The sequence below is a fragment of the Streptomyces sp. CNZ301 genome (assembly GCF_004217425.1).
On the sequence record NZ_SHLG01000001.1, the window covers coordinates 2,650,648 to 2,667,649 of the forward strand.

Genomic DNA, 17,002 nt, shown 5'->3' on the forward strand with positions numbered 1-17,002 from the left:
GCTTCGTGACCTCAGTACACGGGGCACGACTTCTGCACGTCCCACCTGGGCTCTCCACACGGGACGCGGACAGTCGCGGGCAGACCACGGAGGTGAGCGGAGAGCAACGGTGCGGGCCGCGCGCAGCGGCCCAGGGCACGCTCGCTCCCCGTCGGGGTGAAGTGTGACGGCGCAGCACAGCGGTGGGTTCCTGACCAGCTCCCTCTTCCGCCTGCGCCGCTGGATCCGTGTTCCTGCCGGGTCGCGCATTCCAGTACCCGTCCACGCAATCGGTCGCGATCCATCACACGGAAGGTTTTGCATCGTGACGGCGTATCAAAGCGCCCACCAGGGGGACTACGGATTCGGGACACCGGCCCCGCCGCCGGGATGCCCGGCACACGCCGCGGACGGCGCGGTGCCGCTCAGCGGCCCCCGGTTCCACACCGACCCCGCCGGCCACTACCGCGAGATGCGGGCCGAGCACGGCCCCGTGGTGCCGGTGCTGCTGCCCGGCGACGTCCCGGCCTGGCTGGTGATCGGCTACCAGGAGATGTACCAGGTCACCACGGACTCCAAGCTCTTCCCCCGTGACTCCGGGCTGTGGAACCAGTGGGAGAAGCTGCCTCAGGACTGGCCGCTCCGGCCCATGATCGGCGAACGGCAGCCGTCCATCTACTACACGGTCGGCGCCGAGCACCAGCGCCACCTGGAGATGGTGCAGACGGCGATGCAGAACATAAGCCCGCTCGAACTGCGCACACACTGCGAGGAGTTGGCGGACCACCTGCTGGACCGGTTCTGCGCGCGCGGCGAGGCGGACATCATCGCCGAGTACGCCAAGCCGCTGCCCGTCCTCGTCCTGGCCAGGCTGCTGGGGTTCCCCGACTCCGACGGCCCGGGCCTCATCAAGGCGATGAGCGACCTGGCGGACGGCGGAGCCGACGCCCTCGAGGGCTTCCGGCACTTCGGCGCCAAGATCCACGAACTGGTGGCGACCAAGCAGGCGGCCCCGGGCGCCGACCTGACGTCGTGGATGCTCGCCGGCCCCGAGCCCTTCACGGACGAGGAGTACGCGCTGGACCTGATGGCCATCACGGCCGCGGGACATCTGCCGACCGCCGACTGGATCGGCAACTCCGTGCGCCTGATGCTCACCGACGACCGCTTCGCCGCCTCCCTCACCGGGAACCGGCGCAGCATCCCCGAGGCGATGAACGAGGTGCTGTGGGAGGACACGCCCACACAGATCCTCGCCGGGCGCTGGGCCGCCTGGGACACCTGGCTCGGCGGCCGGCGCATACGCACCGGCGACATGCTTCTGCTCGGGCTCGCCGGCGCCAACGCGGACCCGAAGGTGCACGTCACCGTCGAGGGGGCCGACACGGGGCTGCGCGGCGGCAACGGCGCCCATTTCGCCTTCAGCCACGGGGAGTTCCAGTGCCCCTTCCAGGCGCAGGAGATCGCGGAGACGATCGCCCGCATCGGGATCGAGGTGCTCCTCGACCGGCTGCCCGAGATCGACCTCGCCGTGCCCGTCGGCGCCCTCGCGCGGCGGCCCTCGGCCTTCCTGCGCGGGATGACCGCGCTGCCAGTCCGCTTCTCCCCCACTCCTCCCCTCGAAGGCACGCGATGAATGCTCCCGCCTCTCCCTCCCCGTCGGCGGGGCAGCACAAGTGCCCCGTCGTCATCGACCCGATGGTGCGCGACCTGGACGGGGAGACCCGCCGCCTGCGCGACGCCGGCGCCCTCGCCCGCATCGAACTGCTCGGGGTGCCGGCCTGGACCGTCACCACTCACACCGAGGCCAGGAGGCTTCTGACGGATCAGCGGCTGGTGAAGGACATCAACCGGTGGAAGCTGTGGCGCACGGGGGAGGTGACCCACGAGTGGCCGCTGATCGGCATGATCGACGCGGGACGCTCGATGTTCACCGTGGACGGCGCCGAGCACCGCCGGTTGCGCACGAAGACCGCGCAGGCGATCACTCCGCGCCGCCTGGAGAATCTGCGCCCGGTGATCGAGGGAATCACCCACCGGCTGCTGGACGACCTCGAGGTGCAGGGCAAGGAGGGCCCGGTCGATCTGAAGTCCGTCTACGCCCTGCCGCTGCCGATGTCGGTCATCAGCGAACTCATGGGTGTCGACCCGGCACTCCATCCGCGGCTGCACATCCTGTACAAGGCGTTCTTCTCGATGCTGACGCCGCAGGACGAGCGGCTCGCGGTGATCGACGAACTCGACGGCATCTTCACCGACATGGTCAGGGCCCGTACCGCCGAACCGCGGGACGACCTGACCAGCGCGCTGATCCTCGCGGACCAGGGCGGCGAACCGCTCACCGAGGAAGAGGTCGTCGGCAATCTGAAGGCGATGGTGGCCGCCGGGCACGAGACGACCATCGGTCTGATACTCAACGCCGTTCGGGCGCTGCTCACCCACCCCGACCAGCTGCGCATGGTGCTCGACGGCGAAGTGGGCTGGGACGCCGTCGTCGAGGAGACCCTGCGCTGGGACACACCGACCACGCACCTGCTGATGCGCTTCGCGACGGAGGACATCGAGGTCGGCGACGGTGTCGTCCGCGAGGGCGAGGGCGTCGTGATCTCCTACCGCGCGATCGGGAGGGATCCGGAGCAACACGGGCCCGACGCCGACCGGTTCGACATCGCGAGGCCCTCGCCGAGCCGTCACATGACGTTCGGCCACGGGCCGCACATCTGCCCGGGTGCGGCGTTGTCGCGGCTCGAGGCGGGCATCGCCCTGCCGGCGCTCTTCGAGCGCTTCCCCGGCATCCGGTTGGCCGTTCCGGTGGAGGAGATCGTCAACCAGCCGGTGCTCACGCAGAACGACCTCCAGTCCTTCCCCGTCCACCTGCACGGGGTTTGAAGCGGGCCGCACCGCCCCGGCGGACCACAACGCACCCGCCGGGGCCAACTCCCCAAGCCCGGATGCCTGTTGGGGGCGGCCGCGGGTCCGTGCGCGGGCCCGCTCACGTCCCGTGCTCCCGGACGGGGACCGGCCCGAGGCCCACGCGGCGGCCCTTACCGGGCACGGCCCGCGTGCGGAGGGCCGGGCGGGTGAACGCGCGCTGCCGCCCTGCACGGGGCACCGGGGCACCAGGTGAAGCAGATAGAACAGGCAGAAGATCACAAACCGTCCGCCTGTTCCATCCCGCACCAAGGTGAAGCAATGATCGGTCGCATTCCCGTCCTCGATGTCCGCCCCCTCGTCGACTGCGGGCGCCACCCCGCCAAGGCCGTACCGGGCGAGACGTTCCAGGTCTCGGCCACCATCTTCCGCGAAGGGCACGAGGCCCTCGGCGCCAACGTCGTACTCCGCGACGCGAGCGGCCGCCAGGGGCCCTGGACCCCGATGCGCGAACTCGCCCCCGGAACGGACCGCTGGGCGGCCGACATCACCCCCGACAGCGAGGGGAGATGGACCTATGCGATCGAGGCCTGGAGCGACCCCGTCACCACGTGGCGGCACCAGGCGAAGCTGAAGATCCCCGCCGGCACCGACACCGAAGCCGTGCTGGAGGAAGGCGCGGTGCTGCACGAGCGTGCCGCCGCCGACGTGCCCAGAAGCGAAGGCCGGGACTGCGTACTGGCCGTGGCCGACGCGCTGCGCAGCCGCAGCCGCGGCGTTGCCGCGCGCCTGTCGGCCGCGCTGACGCCGCAGGTGACGGGTGTGCTGGAGCGGTATCCGCTGCGCGAACTGATCACCTCGACACGTCCGCTGCCTCTCCAAGTCGAGCGGGAACGCGCCCAGTTCGGCTCGTGGTACGAGTTCTTCCCGCGCTCCGAGGGCGCGCGGCTCCCCCGGGAGGAGGGCGAACCGCCAGTCTCCGGCACGTTCCGCACCGCGGCGCAACGGCTCGACGCAGTGGCGGCCATGGGGTTCGACGTCGTCTACCTTCCGCCGGTGCACCCCATCGGCGACGCCTTCCGCAAGGGCCCCAACAACGCGCTGTCCGCGGGGCCGCACGACGTGGGCTCGCCGTGGGCCGTGGGTTCGGCGGCCGGCGGCCACGACGCGCTCCACCCCGACCTGGGGACGGCGGAGGACTTCGGGTACTTCGTGGAGCGCGCCCGGTCCCTGGGCCTGGAGGTCGCGCTGGACTTCGCCCTGCAGTGCTCACCGGACCACCCGTGGATCAAGGAGCATCCCGAGTGGTTCCGGCACCGCCCGGACGGCACGATCGCACACGCCGAGAACCCGCCGAAGAAGTACCAGGACATCGTTCCTCTCGCCTTCGACACGGACCCGGACGCCTATGCCTCGCTCGTACGCGAGACCCTGCGCGTGCTCCGACTGTGGATGGGGCGCGGCGTGCGCATCTTCCGCGTGGACAATCCGCACACCAAGCCCGTGGGCTTCTGGGAGAAGGTCATCGGGGACATCAACCGCTCCGACCCCGATGTCGTCTTCCTGGCCGAGGCGTTCACGCGGCCCGCGATGATGCACGCCCTCGCCAAGGTGGGCTTCCAGCAGTCCTACACGTACTTCACCTGGCGCAACACGAAGCAGGAGCTGACGGAGTACCTGACGGAACTGTCCGGCGAAGCCGCCGCGTACATGCGTCCGAACTTCTTCGTGAACACTCCCGACATCCTGCACGCCTGCCTTCAGCAGGGCGGACGCCCCGTCTTCGAGACGAGGGCCGTGCTCGCGGCGACGCTCTCCCCCTCTTGGGGCATGTACGCGGGCTACGAACTGTGCGAGTCGGAGGCGGTACGGCCCGGCAGCGAGGAGTACCTGGACTCGGAGAAGTACCAGCTGCGCCCGCGCGACTGGGCCGCGGCCGAGGAGTCCGGGCAGACGATCGCGCCGCTGATCACACAGCTCAACCGGCTGCGGCACGCCCGTCCCGCGCTGCGCGGACTGCGCTCCCTGAGATTCCACCACTGCGACAACGACCAGGTCATCGCCTTCTCCAAGCACTGGTCGGCGAAAGGAGAAGAGGGAGAGCAAGGAAAGGAGGCAGAGCAGGCAAATCGAGGACAGCGGGACACCGACGCCGTCATCGTCGTGGTCAGTCTCGACCCGGCTCGTACGCAGGAGGCGACAGTGACGTTGGAGGAAGGGGACCTGCGCCGCTTCGGGCTGACGGCGGCGCAGGCCGACGGGAGGGAGAAGTTCCCGGTGCGCGACGAGCTCACCGGGAGGACGTACGAGTGGAGCAGGAACAACTACGTGCGACTGGCGGCGGGAGACGGCTCCCCCGCAGCGGCGCACGTCCTGACGCTGCGGCCCGACCCAGGTGGTGTCTGACGGATCCCGTCCGCTCCGCCCCGAGGGGCGGACGAGCTCTTCGTAAGACACCCCCACCGACCCGAAGGGCACTCACCCATGACCGTGAACCAACCCGTACACGACAAGTTCGAGGACACGCCCGCCAGGGACCGCGACCCGGAGTGGTTCAAGCGGGCCGTCTTCTACGAGGTGCTGGTCCGCTCCTTCCACGACAGCAACGGCGACGGCATCGGAGACCTCAAGGGGCTCACCTCGAAGCTCGACTATCTGCAGTGGCTCGGCGTCGACTGCCTGTGGCTTCCGCCGTTCTTCAAGTCGCCGCTGCGCGACGGGGGTTACGACGTCTCCGACTACACGTCCGTGCTGCCGGAGTTCGGGGACCTCGCGGACTTCGTGGAGTTCACCGACTCGGCGCACCAGCGCGGCATGCGCGTCATCATCGACATGGTCATGAACCACACCAGTGACCAGCACCCGTGGTTCCAGGAGTCCCGGCACGACCCGGACGGCCCCTACGGCGACTACTACGTCTGGGACGACGAGGACACGCGTTACGCGGACGCGCGGGTCATCTTCGTCGACACCGAGGCCTCCAACTGGACGTTCGACCCGGTCCGGAAGCAGTACTTCTTCCACCGCTTCTTCTCCCACCAGCCGGACCTGAACTACGAGAACCCGGCCGTGCAGGAGGAGATGATCTCCGCACTGCGCTTCTGGCTGGACCTGGGAGTCGACGGCTTCCGGCTGGACGCCGTGCCCTACCTGTACGCGGAGGAGGGCACCAACTGCGAGAACCTGCCCCGCTCGCACGGCTTCCTCAAGCGGGTGCGCGCCGAGATCGACGCGCACTACCCCGACACCGTGCTGCTCGCCGAGGCCAACCAGTGGCCGGAGGACGTCGTCGACTACTTCGGCGACTACGACAGGGGCGGCGACGAGTGCCACATGGCCTTCCACTTCCCCGTCATGCCGCGCATCTTCATGGCGGTGCGCCGCGAATCGCGCTACCCCGTCTCGGAGATCCTCACCAAGACGCCCGAGATCCCCTCCGGATGCCAGTGGGGAATCTTCCTGCGCAACCACGACGAGCTGACGCTGGAGATGGTCACCGACGAGGAGCGCGACTACATGTACGCGGAGTACGCCAAGGACCCGCGCATGCGCGCCAACATCGGCATCCGCCGCCGCCTCGCCACCCTTCTGGACAACGACCGCGACCAGATCGAGCTGTTCACCGCTCTGCTCCTGTCGCTCCCGGGTTCGCCGATCCTCTACTACGGCGACGAGATCGGTATGGGCGACAACATCTGGCTCGGCGACAGGGACGCCGTACGCACCCCCATGCAGTGGACGCCGGACCGCAACGCCGGCTTCTCCTCCTGCGACCCGGGGCGCCTCTACCTCCCCGCGATCATGGACCCGGTCCACGGCTACCAGGTCACCAACGTCGAGGCGGCGATGAGTTCGCCGAGCTCCCTTCTGCACTGGACGCGGCGGATGGTGGAGATCCGCAAGCAGAACCCGGCCTTCGGGCTGGGCACGTACACCGAGCTGTCCTCGTCCAACCCGGCCGTGCTGGCGTTCCTGCGCGAGGTGCGGCTGCCGGACGGCGGCGACGACCTGGTGATGTGCGTGAACAACTTCTCCCGCTTCCCGCAGCCGACCGAACTGGACCTGCAGTTCTTCAACGGGCGCGTACCGGAGGAGCTCATCGGCGGCGTGCGCTTCCCGCCGATCGGTGAACTTCCCTATCTGCTGACGCTGGGCGGCCACGGCTTCTACTGGTTCCGCCTGCGCAGGCAGAACTGACGGCAATCCACGACAGCGGAGCCGGAGGGCCCGGGGCCGGCGCCCCGGGCCCTCCGCGGGTTCCGGTGGCGGGCGGCGGCCTTGGCCGGTGGGTGAAGATCTCCGACACGGCTTGCACAACCAGACACAGAACATGACATTAAGCAACAATCTGCGTGCTTTCCGTGTACCCGGGGAAAGGACGCCAGACGTCATGTCGGAAAGTTCCTTGTCCCGCACAGCCCTTCGGACGGACACCGTCCCCTCCTCCGGCGAACTGCTCGGCTCCCTGGCCCGGCCGCTCGCCGAATGGCTCCCCCGGCAGCGCTGGTTCGCCGGCAAGGGCCGCGCCATCGGCGGCTTCGGTCTCCTCACGGCGACGTGGCTGCTGCCCTGCGACCGCGCGGGAGAGGCCCCCGCCCTGCTCCATCTGCTGCTGCGGGCACGTCACCACGGCGGCGACGCTCAGCCCGCCGACTGCTACCAACTGCTGCTCGGGGTGCGGAACGCCGCCTCCCCCCTCCCGCCGGAACTCGCCGCCGCCCTCATCGGCCGCCCCGACGGCGGACCCCTGCAAGGCCATGTCGTCTACGAGGCGCTGCACGACCCTCTGCTCGCCGGACATCTGCTGGAACGGCTCGGCGATCCCGGACGAGTGGGGCCGCTGCGTTTCCGGCGCGAGCCGGAGTCGGCCGTCCCGAGGGGGCTCGCCCCTCGGCCGCTGGCGGCTGACCAGTCCAACTCCTCGGTTGTCTACGGCAATCGGTACATCCTCAAGCTCTTCCGCCGCGTCGAACCCGGGATCAATCCCGATCTGGAACTGCCGCTCGCACTCGCAAGGCACGGCTCGCGGCGGGTCCCGGCCCCCACGGCCTGGTTCGAGGCGGAGGCCGTCCCGGAGAGCACGGAGGAGGCGGCGGCGCGGAGCGCGGCCAACCGGCCCGGGGAGATGACCGGCCGCGCCGCTCCCCCGCTGACGCTCGGTGTGCTTCAGCCGTTTCTGGCCGGCTGCCGCGACGGCTGGCAGCTGGCGCTCAACGCCCTCGCCGAGCGGCGCGACTTCACCACCGAGGCGCACGGCCTGGGGCGCGCCACCGCCGAAGTGCACACCGGCCTCGCCGAGGCGCTGCCCACCTGCGTCCTCGGACGTGACGCCCTGGAGAACACGGCCGCCACCATGACGCGACGGCTGGAAGCCGCGGGGCGCGCGGTGCCCGAACTGCGCCCCTACCGGCCGGGGCTGCGCGACGCGTTCCGCGCGCTCGCGGAACTGGGCCGCCGCGGCCACAGCTGCCCGGCCCAGCGCGTGCACGGCGATCTGCACCTGGGCCAGGTGCTGTCGGGGCCGGAAGACCGCTGGTCCCTCATCGACTTCGAGGGCGAGCCGGCCCGGCCGCTCGCGGAGCGGCGCGTGCCGCAGCCGGCCGTGCGCGACATCGCGGGGATGCTGCGCTCCTTCGACTACGCGGCGTGCCAGCGGCAGCCCGCGCAGCCGGGACCCGTACCGGGCCCGGTCGGACCCGGGGACGACGGCTTCGCCCAGCGGTGGGCCGCCGCCAACCGGGAAGCGTTCTGCACCGGTTACGCCGAGGCCGCCGGGAGGGACCCGCGGGACGAGGCCACGCTGCTGCGCGCGTACGAGACCGACAAGACGGTCTACGAAGTGCTCTACGAAGCCCGGCACCGGCCCACGTGGCTGCACGTTCCGATGTCCGCGGTCCGCCGTCTCGCGGCTGCGCCCGTCCACCGGTAGCGGAGGCCCGTCCTTCCCCTTCCGGCATGCCGGCCCCGACCACGCAATCAGGAGGTTCCGACCGTGACCGCCTCTCAGCTGCCGCCCGACCCCACGGGGAGGGTACGGCCGCCCGTGCCTGCCACCTTCCTGCCCGGCCGGGCCGACGGCCCCGCCGGGGACGCCCGCGCGGACCTGTCGCCGGCCGCCCTGACGGGCCTGCCGGCCAACCCGCCCCGCGGGCTCGTACCGCCGGAGCGGGCCCGTCGCGGCAAGGGGCGGAGGAGAGCGGCGCAAATGCCGCAGACCGCGGCGCTCGAAGCTGCGGGACTGTGGACGGCAGAACTCCGGACCGCCGGAAGCCGGCCCGCTGGAGGCCCGACCGCTACCTCGAGACCCCCGGCCCACACGGCACCCCCCGCACGGCGGCACGAACCCCGCCCCGGCTCCGGCCCGGCCACGCACCGCGCCGCCGCGGCGCCGGCGCTGCCGGGCGAGGACCGGGCGCGGCTGCTGGCGGGCACCCACCGCAACCCGCACGCCCACCTGGGGGCCCACGCCGTCCCCGGCGGTGCCGTCCGCTTCCGCGTGCTCCGCCCGTACGCGCGCTCCGTGACCGTCGTCGTCCAGGACGGCGACGGCGAGCGGCGGGCCGAACTGCTCGACGAGGGCGACGGGTTCTTCGCCGGCGAGCTGACCCTCCCCGGCGACACCGGCGGTCCCGGAGATTCCGCCGGCACCGGCGGCGACAGTGCCCCCGCCGACTCCGGCGAGAGCGTCGGTCCGGACGGCTTCGCCCACCCGGACACCCGCCGCCGGACTCCCGAGTACGAGCTGGTGGTGCGGTACGGAGAGCGGCCCGGCGAGGAAGAGGTCCGCGTCCGCGACCCGTACGGATTCCCGCCCGCCGTGAGCGAGTTGGACCTCCGCCTGTTCTCGGAGGGCAGGCACGGGACGCTGTGGAGGCTGCTCGGCGCCCGCACGATGACGCACCGGGGCGTCACCGGGACACGGTTCACCGTGTGGGCGCCGAACGCGCGCGGCGTGCGCGTCGCCGGGGACTTCAACCGCTGGGACGCCGCGGCCTCCCCGATGCGTTCGCTCGGTCCGTCGGGCGTGTGGGAGCTGTTCCTTCCCCACGTCGGCGACGGCGCCCTGTACAAGTTCGAAGTCGTACGGGACGACGGCTCCCGCGTGCTGCACGCCGACCCGGTGGCCCGCGCCACCGAGGTTCCGCCCGCCACGGCCTCGGTCGTCCACACCTCGACGTTCAGATGGAGCGACGGCGACTGGCTCGACCGGCGCGCCGCCGGCCGTGCGCACGCGGCGCCGCTGTCCGTCTACGAGGTCCATCTGCCCTCCTGGCACCCGGGCCTGACGTACCGCGAACTCGCCGTACTGCTCCCCGCGTACGTGAAGGACCTGGGCTTCACCCACGTAGAGCTGATGCCGTGCGCGGAGCATCCGTTCGGCGGCTCGTGGGGCTACCAGGTCACCGGTTTCTACGCGCCGACCTCGCGCCTGGGGAGCCCGGACGACTTCAAGTACCTGGTGGATTCCCTGCACCGGGCGGGGATCGGGGTGCTCATGGACTGGGTGCCCGCGCACTTCCCCAAGGACGAGTGGGGGCTCGCGCGCTTCGACGGCTCCTCGCTGTACGAGCACCCGGACCCCTCGCGGGCCGAGCACCCCGACTGGGGGACGCTGGAATTCGACTTCGGGCGGCGCGAGGTGCGCGACTTCCTCGTCGGCAGCGCGGTCCACTGGTGCGAGGAGTTCCACATCGACGGCCTCCGCGTGGACGCCGTCGCCTCCATGCTCTACCTCGACTACTCGCGCGGTCCCGGCGAGTGGACGCCCAACTCCCGTGGCGGACGGGAGAATCCGGACGCGGTCGCCCTGCTCCAGGAGATGAACGCCACGCTCCACCGCCGCTGCCCCGGCGTCATCACGGCGGCCGAGGAGTCGACGACGTGGGACGGGGTGACGCGGCCGACGGACCAGCCGGGCGAGGGCGGCTTCGGCGGCCTCGGCTTCGACTTCAAGTGGAACATGGGCTGGATGCACGACTCGCTCGGGTACATGCGGCTGGAGCCCCGTGAACGCACGTACCGCGGCGCTCAGTTGGCACGTGCCATGAGCTACGCCTACTCCGAGAGCTTCATCCTGCCCGTCTCGCACGACGAAGTGGTGCACGGCAAGGGTTCGCTGGTGAGGAAGATGCCCGGCGACGCCCGGCAGCAGCGCGCGGACCACCGGGCGTTCCTCGCCTTCATGTGGGCGCACCCGGGCAAGCAACTGCTGTTCATGGGCCAGGAGTTCGCGCAGGAGTCGGAGTGGTCCGAGGAGCGCGGGCCCGACTGGCGGCTCCTCGACTTCCCCTCCCCCGGGAACGACGGGCACCGCGGGGTCCGGGACCTGGTGCGCGACCTCAACTCCCGCTACACGAGCACACCGGCACTGTGGCAGCTCGACACCGACCCGTCGGGCTTCTCCTGGGTCGCGGACGGAACAAGCGGTGCGGCCGGACTGGGCGGGGAGAGCGTCTTCGCGTTCCTCCGGTTCGACGCCGCGAGGAATCCGCTGCTGGCGGTGAGCAACTTCTCGTCCACGCCGGTGGATTCGTACCGGCTGGGTGTGCCGCACGCCGACGGCGGCGCCTGGCGCGAGGTGCTCAACACCGACGACGCGCGCTACGGCGGCAGCGGCACGGACAACGCCGGGACGCTGAAATCCGAGGCGCACCCGGCCCACGGGCACCCGGCGTCGATCACGCCGGTGCTGCCCGCACTGGCGACGCTCTGGTTCCGTCCCGTCTGACCAGGCCCGAAGACACCGACGGCGCCGCCGTCATGGCGAGGCCCGCCCGGTACGGCGTGTACCGGGCGGGCCTCGTGTGTGCCGGGCGAGCGGCAGCCGGCCTGTGTCAGCTGTCGCTCTTCGTGGTGGAGACGGGCTCCTTGGAGTCGCCGGAGCGGGCCCCGGGCACGTCCGCGTCCCCGTCGCCGCCGGCCGCTTCTCCCCGGCCCTCCGGTGTGCCGGTGTCCAGCAGCGTCGACTCGTCGAACGGCAGCTCGCCCGAGAGGACCTGCTTCACCCGGGCCTTGTCGATCTCCTTGGTCCAGGTGCCGACGAGGAGCGTGGCCACCGAGTTGCCCGCGAAGTTCGTCAGGGCGCGAGCCTCGCTCATGAAGCGGTCGATGCCGACGATCAGCCCGACCCCGTCGAGCAGTTCGGGCCGGTGGGACTGGAGGCCGCCCGCGAGCGTGGCCAGTCCGGCACCGGTGACTCCTGCGGCGCCCTTGGAGGCGACGAACATGAAGATGAGCAGCGAGATCTGCTGGCCGAGCGAGAGCGGGTCGCCCAGGGCCTCCGCGACGAAGATCGAGGCCATCGTCAGGTAGATCATCGTGCCGTCGAGGTTGAAGGAGTAGCCGGTCGGCACGGTGATGCCGACGACGGGCCTGCTGACGCCCATGTGCTCCATCTTCGCGATGAGCCTCGGCAGAGCCGACTCGGACGACGACGTGGAGACGATCAGCAGGAACTCTCGGGCCAGGTACTTGAAGAGCACGAGGATGTTGATCCCCGTGACGGCCTTCAGCAGCAGCCCCAGCACCCCGAAGATGAAGACGACGCAGGTGGCGTAGAAGCCGAACATGATGACCGCCAGGGACTTCAGGGCGCCGAGCCCCGTCTCCCCGACCACGGCGGCCATGGCGCCGAAGGCACCCACCGGGGCCGCCCACATCACCATCGCCAGCACGCGGAAGACCAGCCGCTGCAGGTGTCCGATGCCGCGGATGATCGGCTCGCCCGACTGCCCCATCGCCTGAAGGGCGAAGCCGACGAAGAGGGCGATCAGCAGCGTCTGCAGGACTTCGCCCTCGGTGAAGGCCGAGACCATCGTGGTGGGGATGATGCCGAGCAGGAAGTCGGCCGTCCCCTCGCTCGCGCCCTTCGCCTCGGCGGCGCCCGCGCTGCGCGCCTCCTCGGACAGTTGCAGACCGCTGCCCGGGTCGAGGAGGTTCCCGACGACCAGACCGATCCCGAGGGCGACGACGGACATCGCCAGGAAGTAGCCGAGCGCGAGACCGCCCACGGCGCCGACCTTCGCGGCGTTACGGACCGACCCGACGCCCAGAACGATGGTCACGAAGATGACGGGCGAGATCATCATGGTGATGAGGGAGACGAAGCCCTCGCCCAGCGGCTTCAGCTCCTTGGCGGTGTCGGGCGCGATGAGGCCGAAGGCCACTCCGAGCACCACGGCACCGATCACGGCCAGGTACAGGTAATGCGTGCGGTCCCGCCTCGTCCTCTTCGGCGGCGCCGTCGGCGTGGGCGGCGGTGTCTGCTGGGACACGTCGGGCTCCTCGTTGTGCGTTGTCGCGGCTCTGGCCCGGTCCCGGAGGTGCCGGGCTGCGGCCCCGGTCCGGTTCCGGGTCCCGGTGACTATGCACCGCGGCGTGACGCCCGTCACGGTTGAGTGCATTACGTGCACGGAAATTCCACGGGGCAGACTGGCCGCATGCGCACGCCCCGTACTCCCCGGCCTCCCCGCAGCCTGGCCGGCCAGCTCTTCGCGATGCAGGTCGTGCTGGTCGCGGTCGTGGTGGCGGGGTGCGCGGTCTTCGCCTATGTCACGGACCGCATGCAGGCGGAGGAGTCGGCACGCCACCGCTCGTCGGCGACGGCCGCCGCGATCGCCCACTCCCCGTCCGTGCGGGAGGCGATCGCCAGCCCCCGCCCGAGCGAGGCGCTGCAACCGTACGCGGAAAAGGTGCGCCGTGACACGGGGGTCACCTTCGTCACCATCATGAACACCAAGGGCATCCGCTGGACCCATCCGAACCCCGAGCGGATCGGGGGCCGCTTCGTCGGTCACATCGGCCAGGCGCTCAAGGGCCGCAGCTTCAGCGAGACCTACACCGGGACGCTCGGCCCGTCGGTGCGCGTCGTGACGCCGATCCGGGACGTCGGACGCGTGGTGGGGCTGGTCAGCGCGGGCATAGCCGTGGACACGATCACCGAGGAGCTGCGCCGCCAGGTCGTGCTCCTGCTGGGAGTCGCGGGCGGCGCCCTCGCGCTCGGCGGCGTCGGCACGTACGTGATCAACGCGCGGCTGAGGCGCCACACGCACGGCATGAACGCGGCCGAGCTGAGCCGCATGCACGACTACCACCAGGCGACGCTGCACGCGGTTCGCGAGGGGCTGCTGATGCTGGACGGACAGAAGCGGGTCGCCCTGGTCAACGACGGTGCACGCGAACTGCTGGGACTGCGGGACGCCCGGAACGGCACGGGTGCCGGGCTCGGCAACGGCCACGGCGAGGGCGAGGCCGGGCCCGAGGTGCTGGGCCGCAGCGTGGCGGAGCTCGGACTGCCCAAGGCGCTGACGGGCGCGCTGCTCGCCTCCGAACCCCGGGTGGACGAGGTGCATCTCACCGACGACCGCGTGGTCCTCGTCAACACATCACCGGTGGACGGCGGCGAGCAGCGCGGCACCGTGGTGACCCTGCGGGATCACACCGAACTTCAGTCGCTCGCCGGTGAGTTGGACTCGGTACGGGGTTTCGCGGAGGCGCTGCGGTCGCAGGCGCACGAGTCGGCGAACCGGCTGCACACCGTCATCTCGCTGATCGAACTGGGGCGTACGGACGAGGCCGTCGAGTTCGCCACCGAGGAGCTGGAGCTGGCGCAGGCCCTCACGGACGAGGTCGTCGCGGCCGTCGCGGAGCCGGTGCTGGCGGCGCTGCTGCTGGGCAAGGCGGCGCAGGCGAACGAGCGCGGGGTCGAGCTGTCGCTGAGTCCTGACAGCCACATCGACGACGGTCTGCTGCCGGCCAGCCTCCCGCACCGCGACGTGATCACCGTGCTGGGCAATCTGATCGACAACGCGGTCGACGCGGCAGCCGGTTCGGGTGCGGGGCAGGGCACCTCTCGCGTCGGGGTCAGCGTGCGCGGCGAGTGGGACGGGAGCGGCGCCACGGCGCTGCTGCTCAAGGTCAGCGACAGCGGACCGGGCATCGCGCCGGACGAGATCGAGTCGGTCTTCGAGCGCGGCTGGTCCACGAAGGACGCGAGGACGGCCCGGACCGCGGGGAGTCACGGGACCTCCGGACCGGAGGACGGACGGGAGAACAAGACCGGCGCGGGTGTCCGGCCCGTACGCGGCCTCGGTCTGGCACTGGTGCGGCAGGCGGTGCGACGTCACGGCGGCACGGTGGCCGTGGGGACGACCCCGCAGGGCGGCGCGGAGTTCGCGGTGCGGCTGCCTCTTCCGCGGGAGGAGGGGTGAGCGGCCCGGAGGGGGCGGCCCCGCCCGTCCAGGTCCTGGTCGTCGAGGACGACCCCGTGACCGCGGACGCGCATGCCCTCTACGTCTCGCGCGTCCCGGGCTTCGCCGTGGCCGGCGTCGCGCATTCGCGGGCCGAGGCGCTGCGTGTACTGGAGCGGACTCCCGTCGACCTGATCCTGCTCGACCTGTATCTCCCCGACGGTCACGGCCTGGCGCTGCTGCGGTCACTGCGCGCCGCGGGCCGTACGACGGACGTCTTCGCGGTGACGTCGGCTCGCGATCTGACCGTCATCAGGGAGGGCGTGTCCCTGGGCGTCGTCCAGCACGTGCTGAAGCCCTTCACCTTCCCCACGCTGCGCGAACGGCTGTGCCGCTACGCGGAGTTCCGCAGCACGACGGCGGCCGCGGACGGCGAGGCGGGCAGCCAGGCCGAGGTGGACAGGGCGCTGTCGGGGCTGCGCGCGACGCCCGGATCCACGGCGCTGCCCAAGGGGTTGAGCGAGGCGACGCTGGAAGCGGTGACGCGGGAGCTGCGCGAAGCGGGCGACGCCGGGCTGACGGCGAGCGCCGCGGCGGAGGCCCTGGGTGTCAACAGGATCACGGCGCGGCGCTATCTGGAGCATCTGGTCGAGGACGGCCGCGCCGGCCGCAGGCCGCAGTACGGGCAGGTCGGACGCCCGGAGCTGTGCTACCGCTGGCGCGGCTGAGGCGCCGACGGGCGGGCGGGGGAGCGAAGGCACCGCCGGGGTCGGAGATCGACTGGAACCTTTCCTTACCTTTCTATTGTCTGGACCAATGCCCGCGCGCTAGCGTGCCGACGCACCACGCCTCCGCGACGGCACTCGGCCGTCCCGGGCGATTCACGCATCCCAGATCCCCCACCCATGACGGGAGTTCGACGTGCGCCCCCACCTCACGCGCAAACGTCTCGCGCTCGCGCTCGCCGCGGCCCTCACCGGCTCGGCCGCCCTCGCGGTCAACGCGTACGCCACCTCGGAGACCAGCGGCGGCGCCGCACGGGCCGAGGTCTCCGCCGCAGCCCCCAGCGGCCTCAACGGCCCTTATCTGTACCTCGGCTGGGGCAACCCGCCCGACGCCGCCGAGTTCATCGAGGAGACCGGTCTGAGCCAGCTCACCATGGCCTTCATCCTCTCGGACGGCGGCTGTTCGCCCGCCTGGGACGGGAGCAGGCCGCTGGAGGGCGGAGCCGACGCACAGACCATCAAGGCCGTGCAGGACGCGGGCGGCGACATCACCCCGTCCATCGGCGGCTGGAGCGGCAACAAGCTGGGCGAGGCGTGCTCCAGCGCCCAGGACCTGGCCGGCGCGTACCAGAAGGTCATCGACGCCTACGGGCTCAAGTCGATCGACGTGGACATCGAATCGACCGAGTTCGAGAACGCCGAGGTGCGCCGGCGCGTCATCGACGCACTGAAGATCGTCAAGGAGGCCAACGCGGGCATCAAGGTCTATCTGACGTTCGGCACGACACCCCAGGGGCCCAACGCCAACGGCAAGGACCTCATCCAGAAGGGAGCCGACGCCGGGCTCGACGTGGACGGCTGGACGGTCATGCCCTTCGACTTCGGCGACGGCACGAGCGACATGGCCGCGGCGACCAAGTCCGCCGTGGACGGCCTGGCGCGGACGGTGGGTGAGGCGTACGGCATCTCCACCGACGAGGCGTACCGCAAGGTCGGCTTCTCCTCGATGAACGGCAAGACCGACGTGGAGGGCGAATCGGTCTCCCCGTCGGACTTCAAGTCGATGGTCGACTACGCCAAGGAACACCACCTGGCGCGGGTCAGCTTCTGGTCCGTCAACCGTGACCGTCCCTGCGACGGCGGAGGCACCGACTCCTGCAGCGGAGTGGACCAGCAGCCGTGGGAGTTCTCCAAGATCCTCGCCGGATACGAGGGTTGAGCACGCGCCCGCGACACCCC

At 71.1% G+C, this 17,002-nt stretch carries 10 protein-coding genes; 9 read left to right on the top strand and 1 reads right to left on the bottom strand.

Features of this window, described 5'->3' with window-relative positions:
* Positions 1-304 precede the first annotated feature (304 nt).
* The 6 genes from EV375_RS11320 (at position 305) to glgB (ending at position 11,578) form a co-directional block, all read left to right on the top strand.
* On the top strand, positions 305-1,615 hold the full coding sequence (locus EV375_RS11320; RefSeq protein ID WP_130299327.1) for a cytochrome P450 family protein: 1,311 nt from the start codon (positions 305-307) through the stop codon (positions 1,613-1,615).
* The gene (locus EV375_RS11325) at positions 1,612-2,868 is read left to right on the top strand and encodes a cytochrome P450 (RefSeq protein ID WP_130299328.1); all 1,257 of its coding nucleotides are present in this window, start codon (positions 1,612-1,614) and stop codon (positions 2,866-2,868) included. The genes EV375_RS11320 and EV375_RS11325 overlap by 4 nt, the downstream gene beginning before the upstream one ends.
* Before the next feature lie 303 nt (positions 2,869-3,171).
* A complete protein-coding gene (locus EV375_RS11330; RefSeq protein ID WP_130299329.1) occupies positions 3,172-5,256 on the top strand; it encodes an alpha-1,4-glucan--maltose-1-phosphate maltosyltransferase in 2,085 nt (694 codons plus the stop codon).
* 78 nt (positions 5,257-5,334) lie between these two features.
* A complete protein-coding gene (treS, locus tag EV375_RS11335; protein WP_130299330.1) occupies positions 5,335-7,047 on the top strand; it encodes a maltose alpha-D-glucosyltransferase in 1,713 nt (570 codons plus the stop codon).
* Between the two features lie 193 nt (positions 7,048-7,240).
* On the top strand, positions 7,241-8,779 hold the full coding sequence (locus EV375_RS11340) for a maltokinase N-terminal cap-like domain-containing protein (protein ID WP_130299331.1): 1,539 nt from the start codon (positions 7,241-7,243) through the stop codon (positions 8,777-8,779).
* A 63-nt stretch (positions 8,780-8,842) separates the two neighbouring features.
* A complete protein-coding gene (gene glgB, locus EV375_RS11345) occupies positions 8,843-11,578 on the top strand; it encodes a 1,4-alpha-glucan branching protein GlgB (RefSeq protein ID WP_486588420.1) in 2,736 nt (911 codons plus the stop codon).
* A 106-nt stretch (positions 11,579-11,684) separates the two neighbouring features.
* Here the strand turns inward: glgB and EV375_RS11350 are convergent, their stop codons facing one another.
* On the bottom strand, positions 11,685-13,124 hold the full coding sequence (locus EV375_RS11350) for a cation:dicarboxylase symporter family transporter (protein ID WP_486588421.1): 1,440 nt from the start codon (positions 13,122-13,124) through the stop codon (positions 11,685-11,687).
* Between the two features lie 165 nt (positions 13,125-13,289).
* Here EV375_RS11350 and EV375_RS11355 point away from each other — a divergent pair, with 165 nt between their 5' ends.
* The 3 genes from EV375_RS11355 to EV375_RS11365 all read left to right on the top strand — a co-directional run bounded on the left by EV375_RS11355 (position 13,290) and on the right by EV375_RS11365 (position 16,982).
* Entirely contained in the window at positions 13,290-15,059 is a 1,770-nt protein-coding gene (locus tag EV375_RS11355; RefSeq protein WP_130299333.1) for a sensor histidine kinase, read from the top strand.
* Positions 15,056-15,766: a response regulator gene (locus EV375_RS11360; RefSeq protein ID WP_130299334.1), complete on the top strand. Its 711-nt coding sequence runs from the start codon at positions 15,056-15,058 to the stop codon at positions 15,764-15,766. The genes EV375_RS11355 and EV375_RS11360 overlap by 4 nt, the downstream gene beginning before the upstream one ends.
* Before the next feature lie 193 nt (positions 15,767-15,959).
* Positions 15,960-16,982, top strand: a complete 1,023-nt coding sequence (locus EV375_RS11365) for a chitinase (RefSeq protein WP_130299335.1) — start codon at positions 15,960-15,962, stop codon at positions 16,980-16,982.
* The last annotated feature ends 20 nt before the right edge of the window (positions 16,983-17,002 follow it).

What these genes read in the sequence shown, in the direction of transcription:
- EV375_RS11325 (WP_130299328.1), top strand. Translation starts at nt 1,612, where the DNA reads ATGAATGCTCCCGCCTCTCCCTCCCCGTCGGCGGGGCAGCACAAGTGC.
- EV375_RS11330 (WP_130299329.1), top strand. Translation starts at nt 3,172, where the DNA reads ATGATCGGTCGCATTCCCGTCCTCGATGTCCGCCCCCTCGTCGACTGC.
- treS (WP_130299330.1), top strand. Translation starts at nt 5,335, where the DNA reads ATGACCGTGAACCAACCCGTACACGACAAGTTCGAGGACACGCCCGCC.
- EV375_RS11340 (WP_130299331.1), top strand. Translation starts at nt 7,241, where the DNA reads ATGTCGGAAAGTTCCTTGTCCCGCACAGCCCTTCGGACGGACACCGTC.
- EV375_RS11355 (WP_130299333.1), top strand. Translation starts at nt 13,290, where the DNA reads ATGCGCACGCCCCGTACTCCCCGGCCTCCCCGCAGCCTGGCCGGCCAG.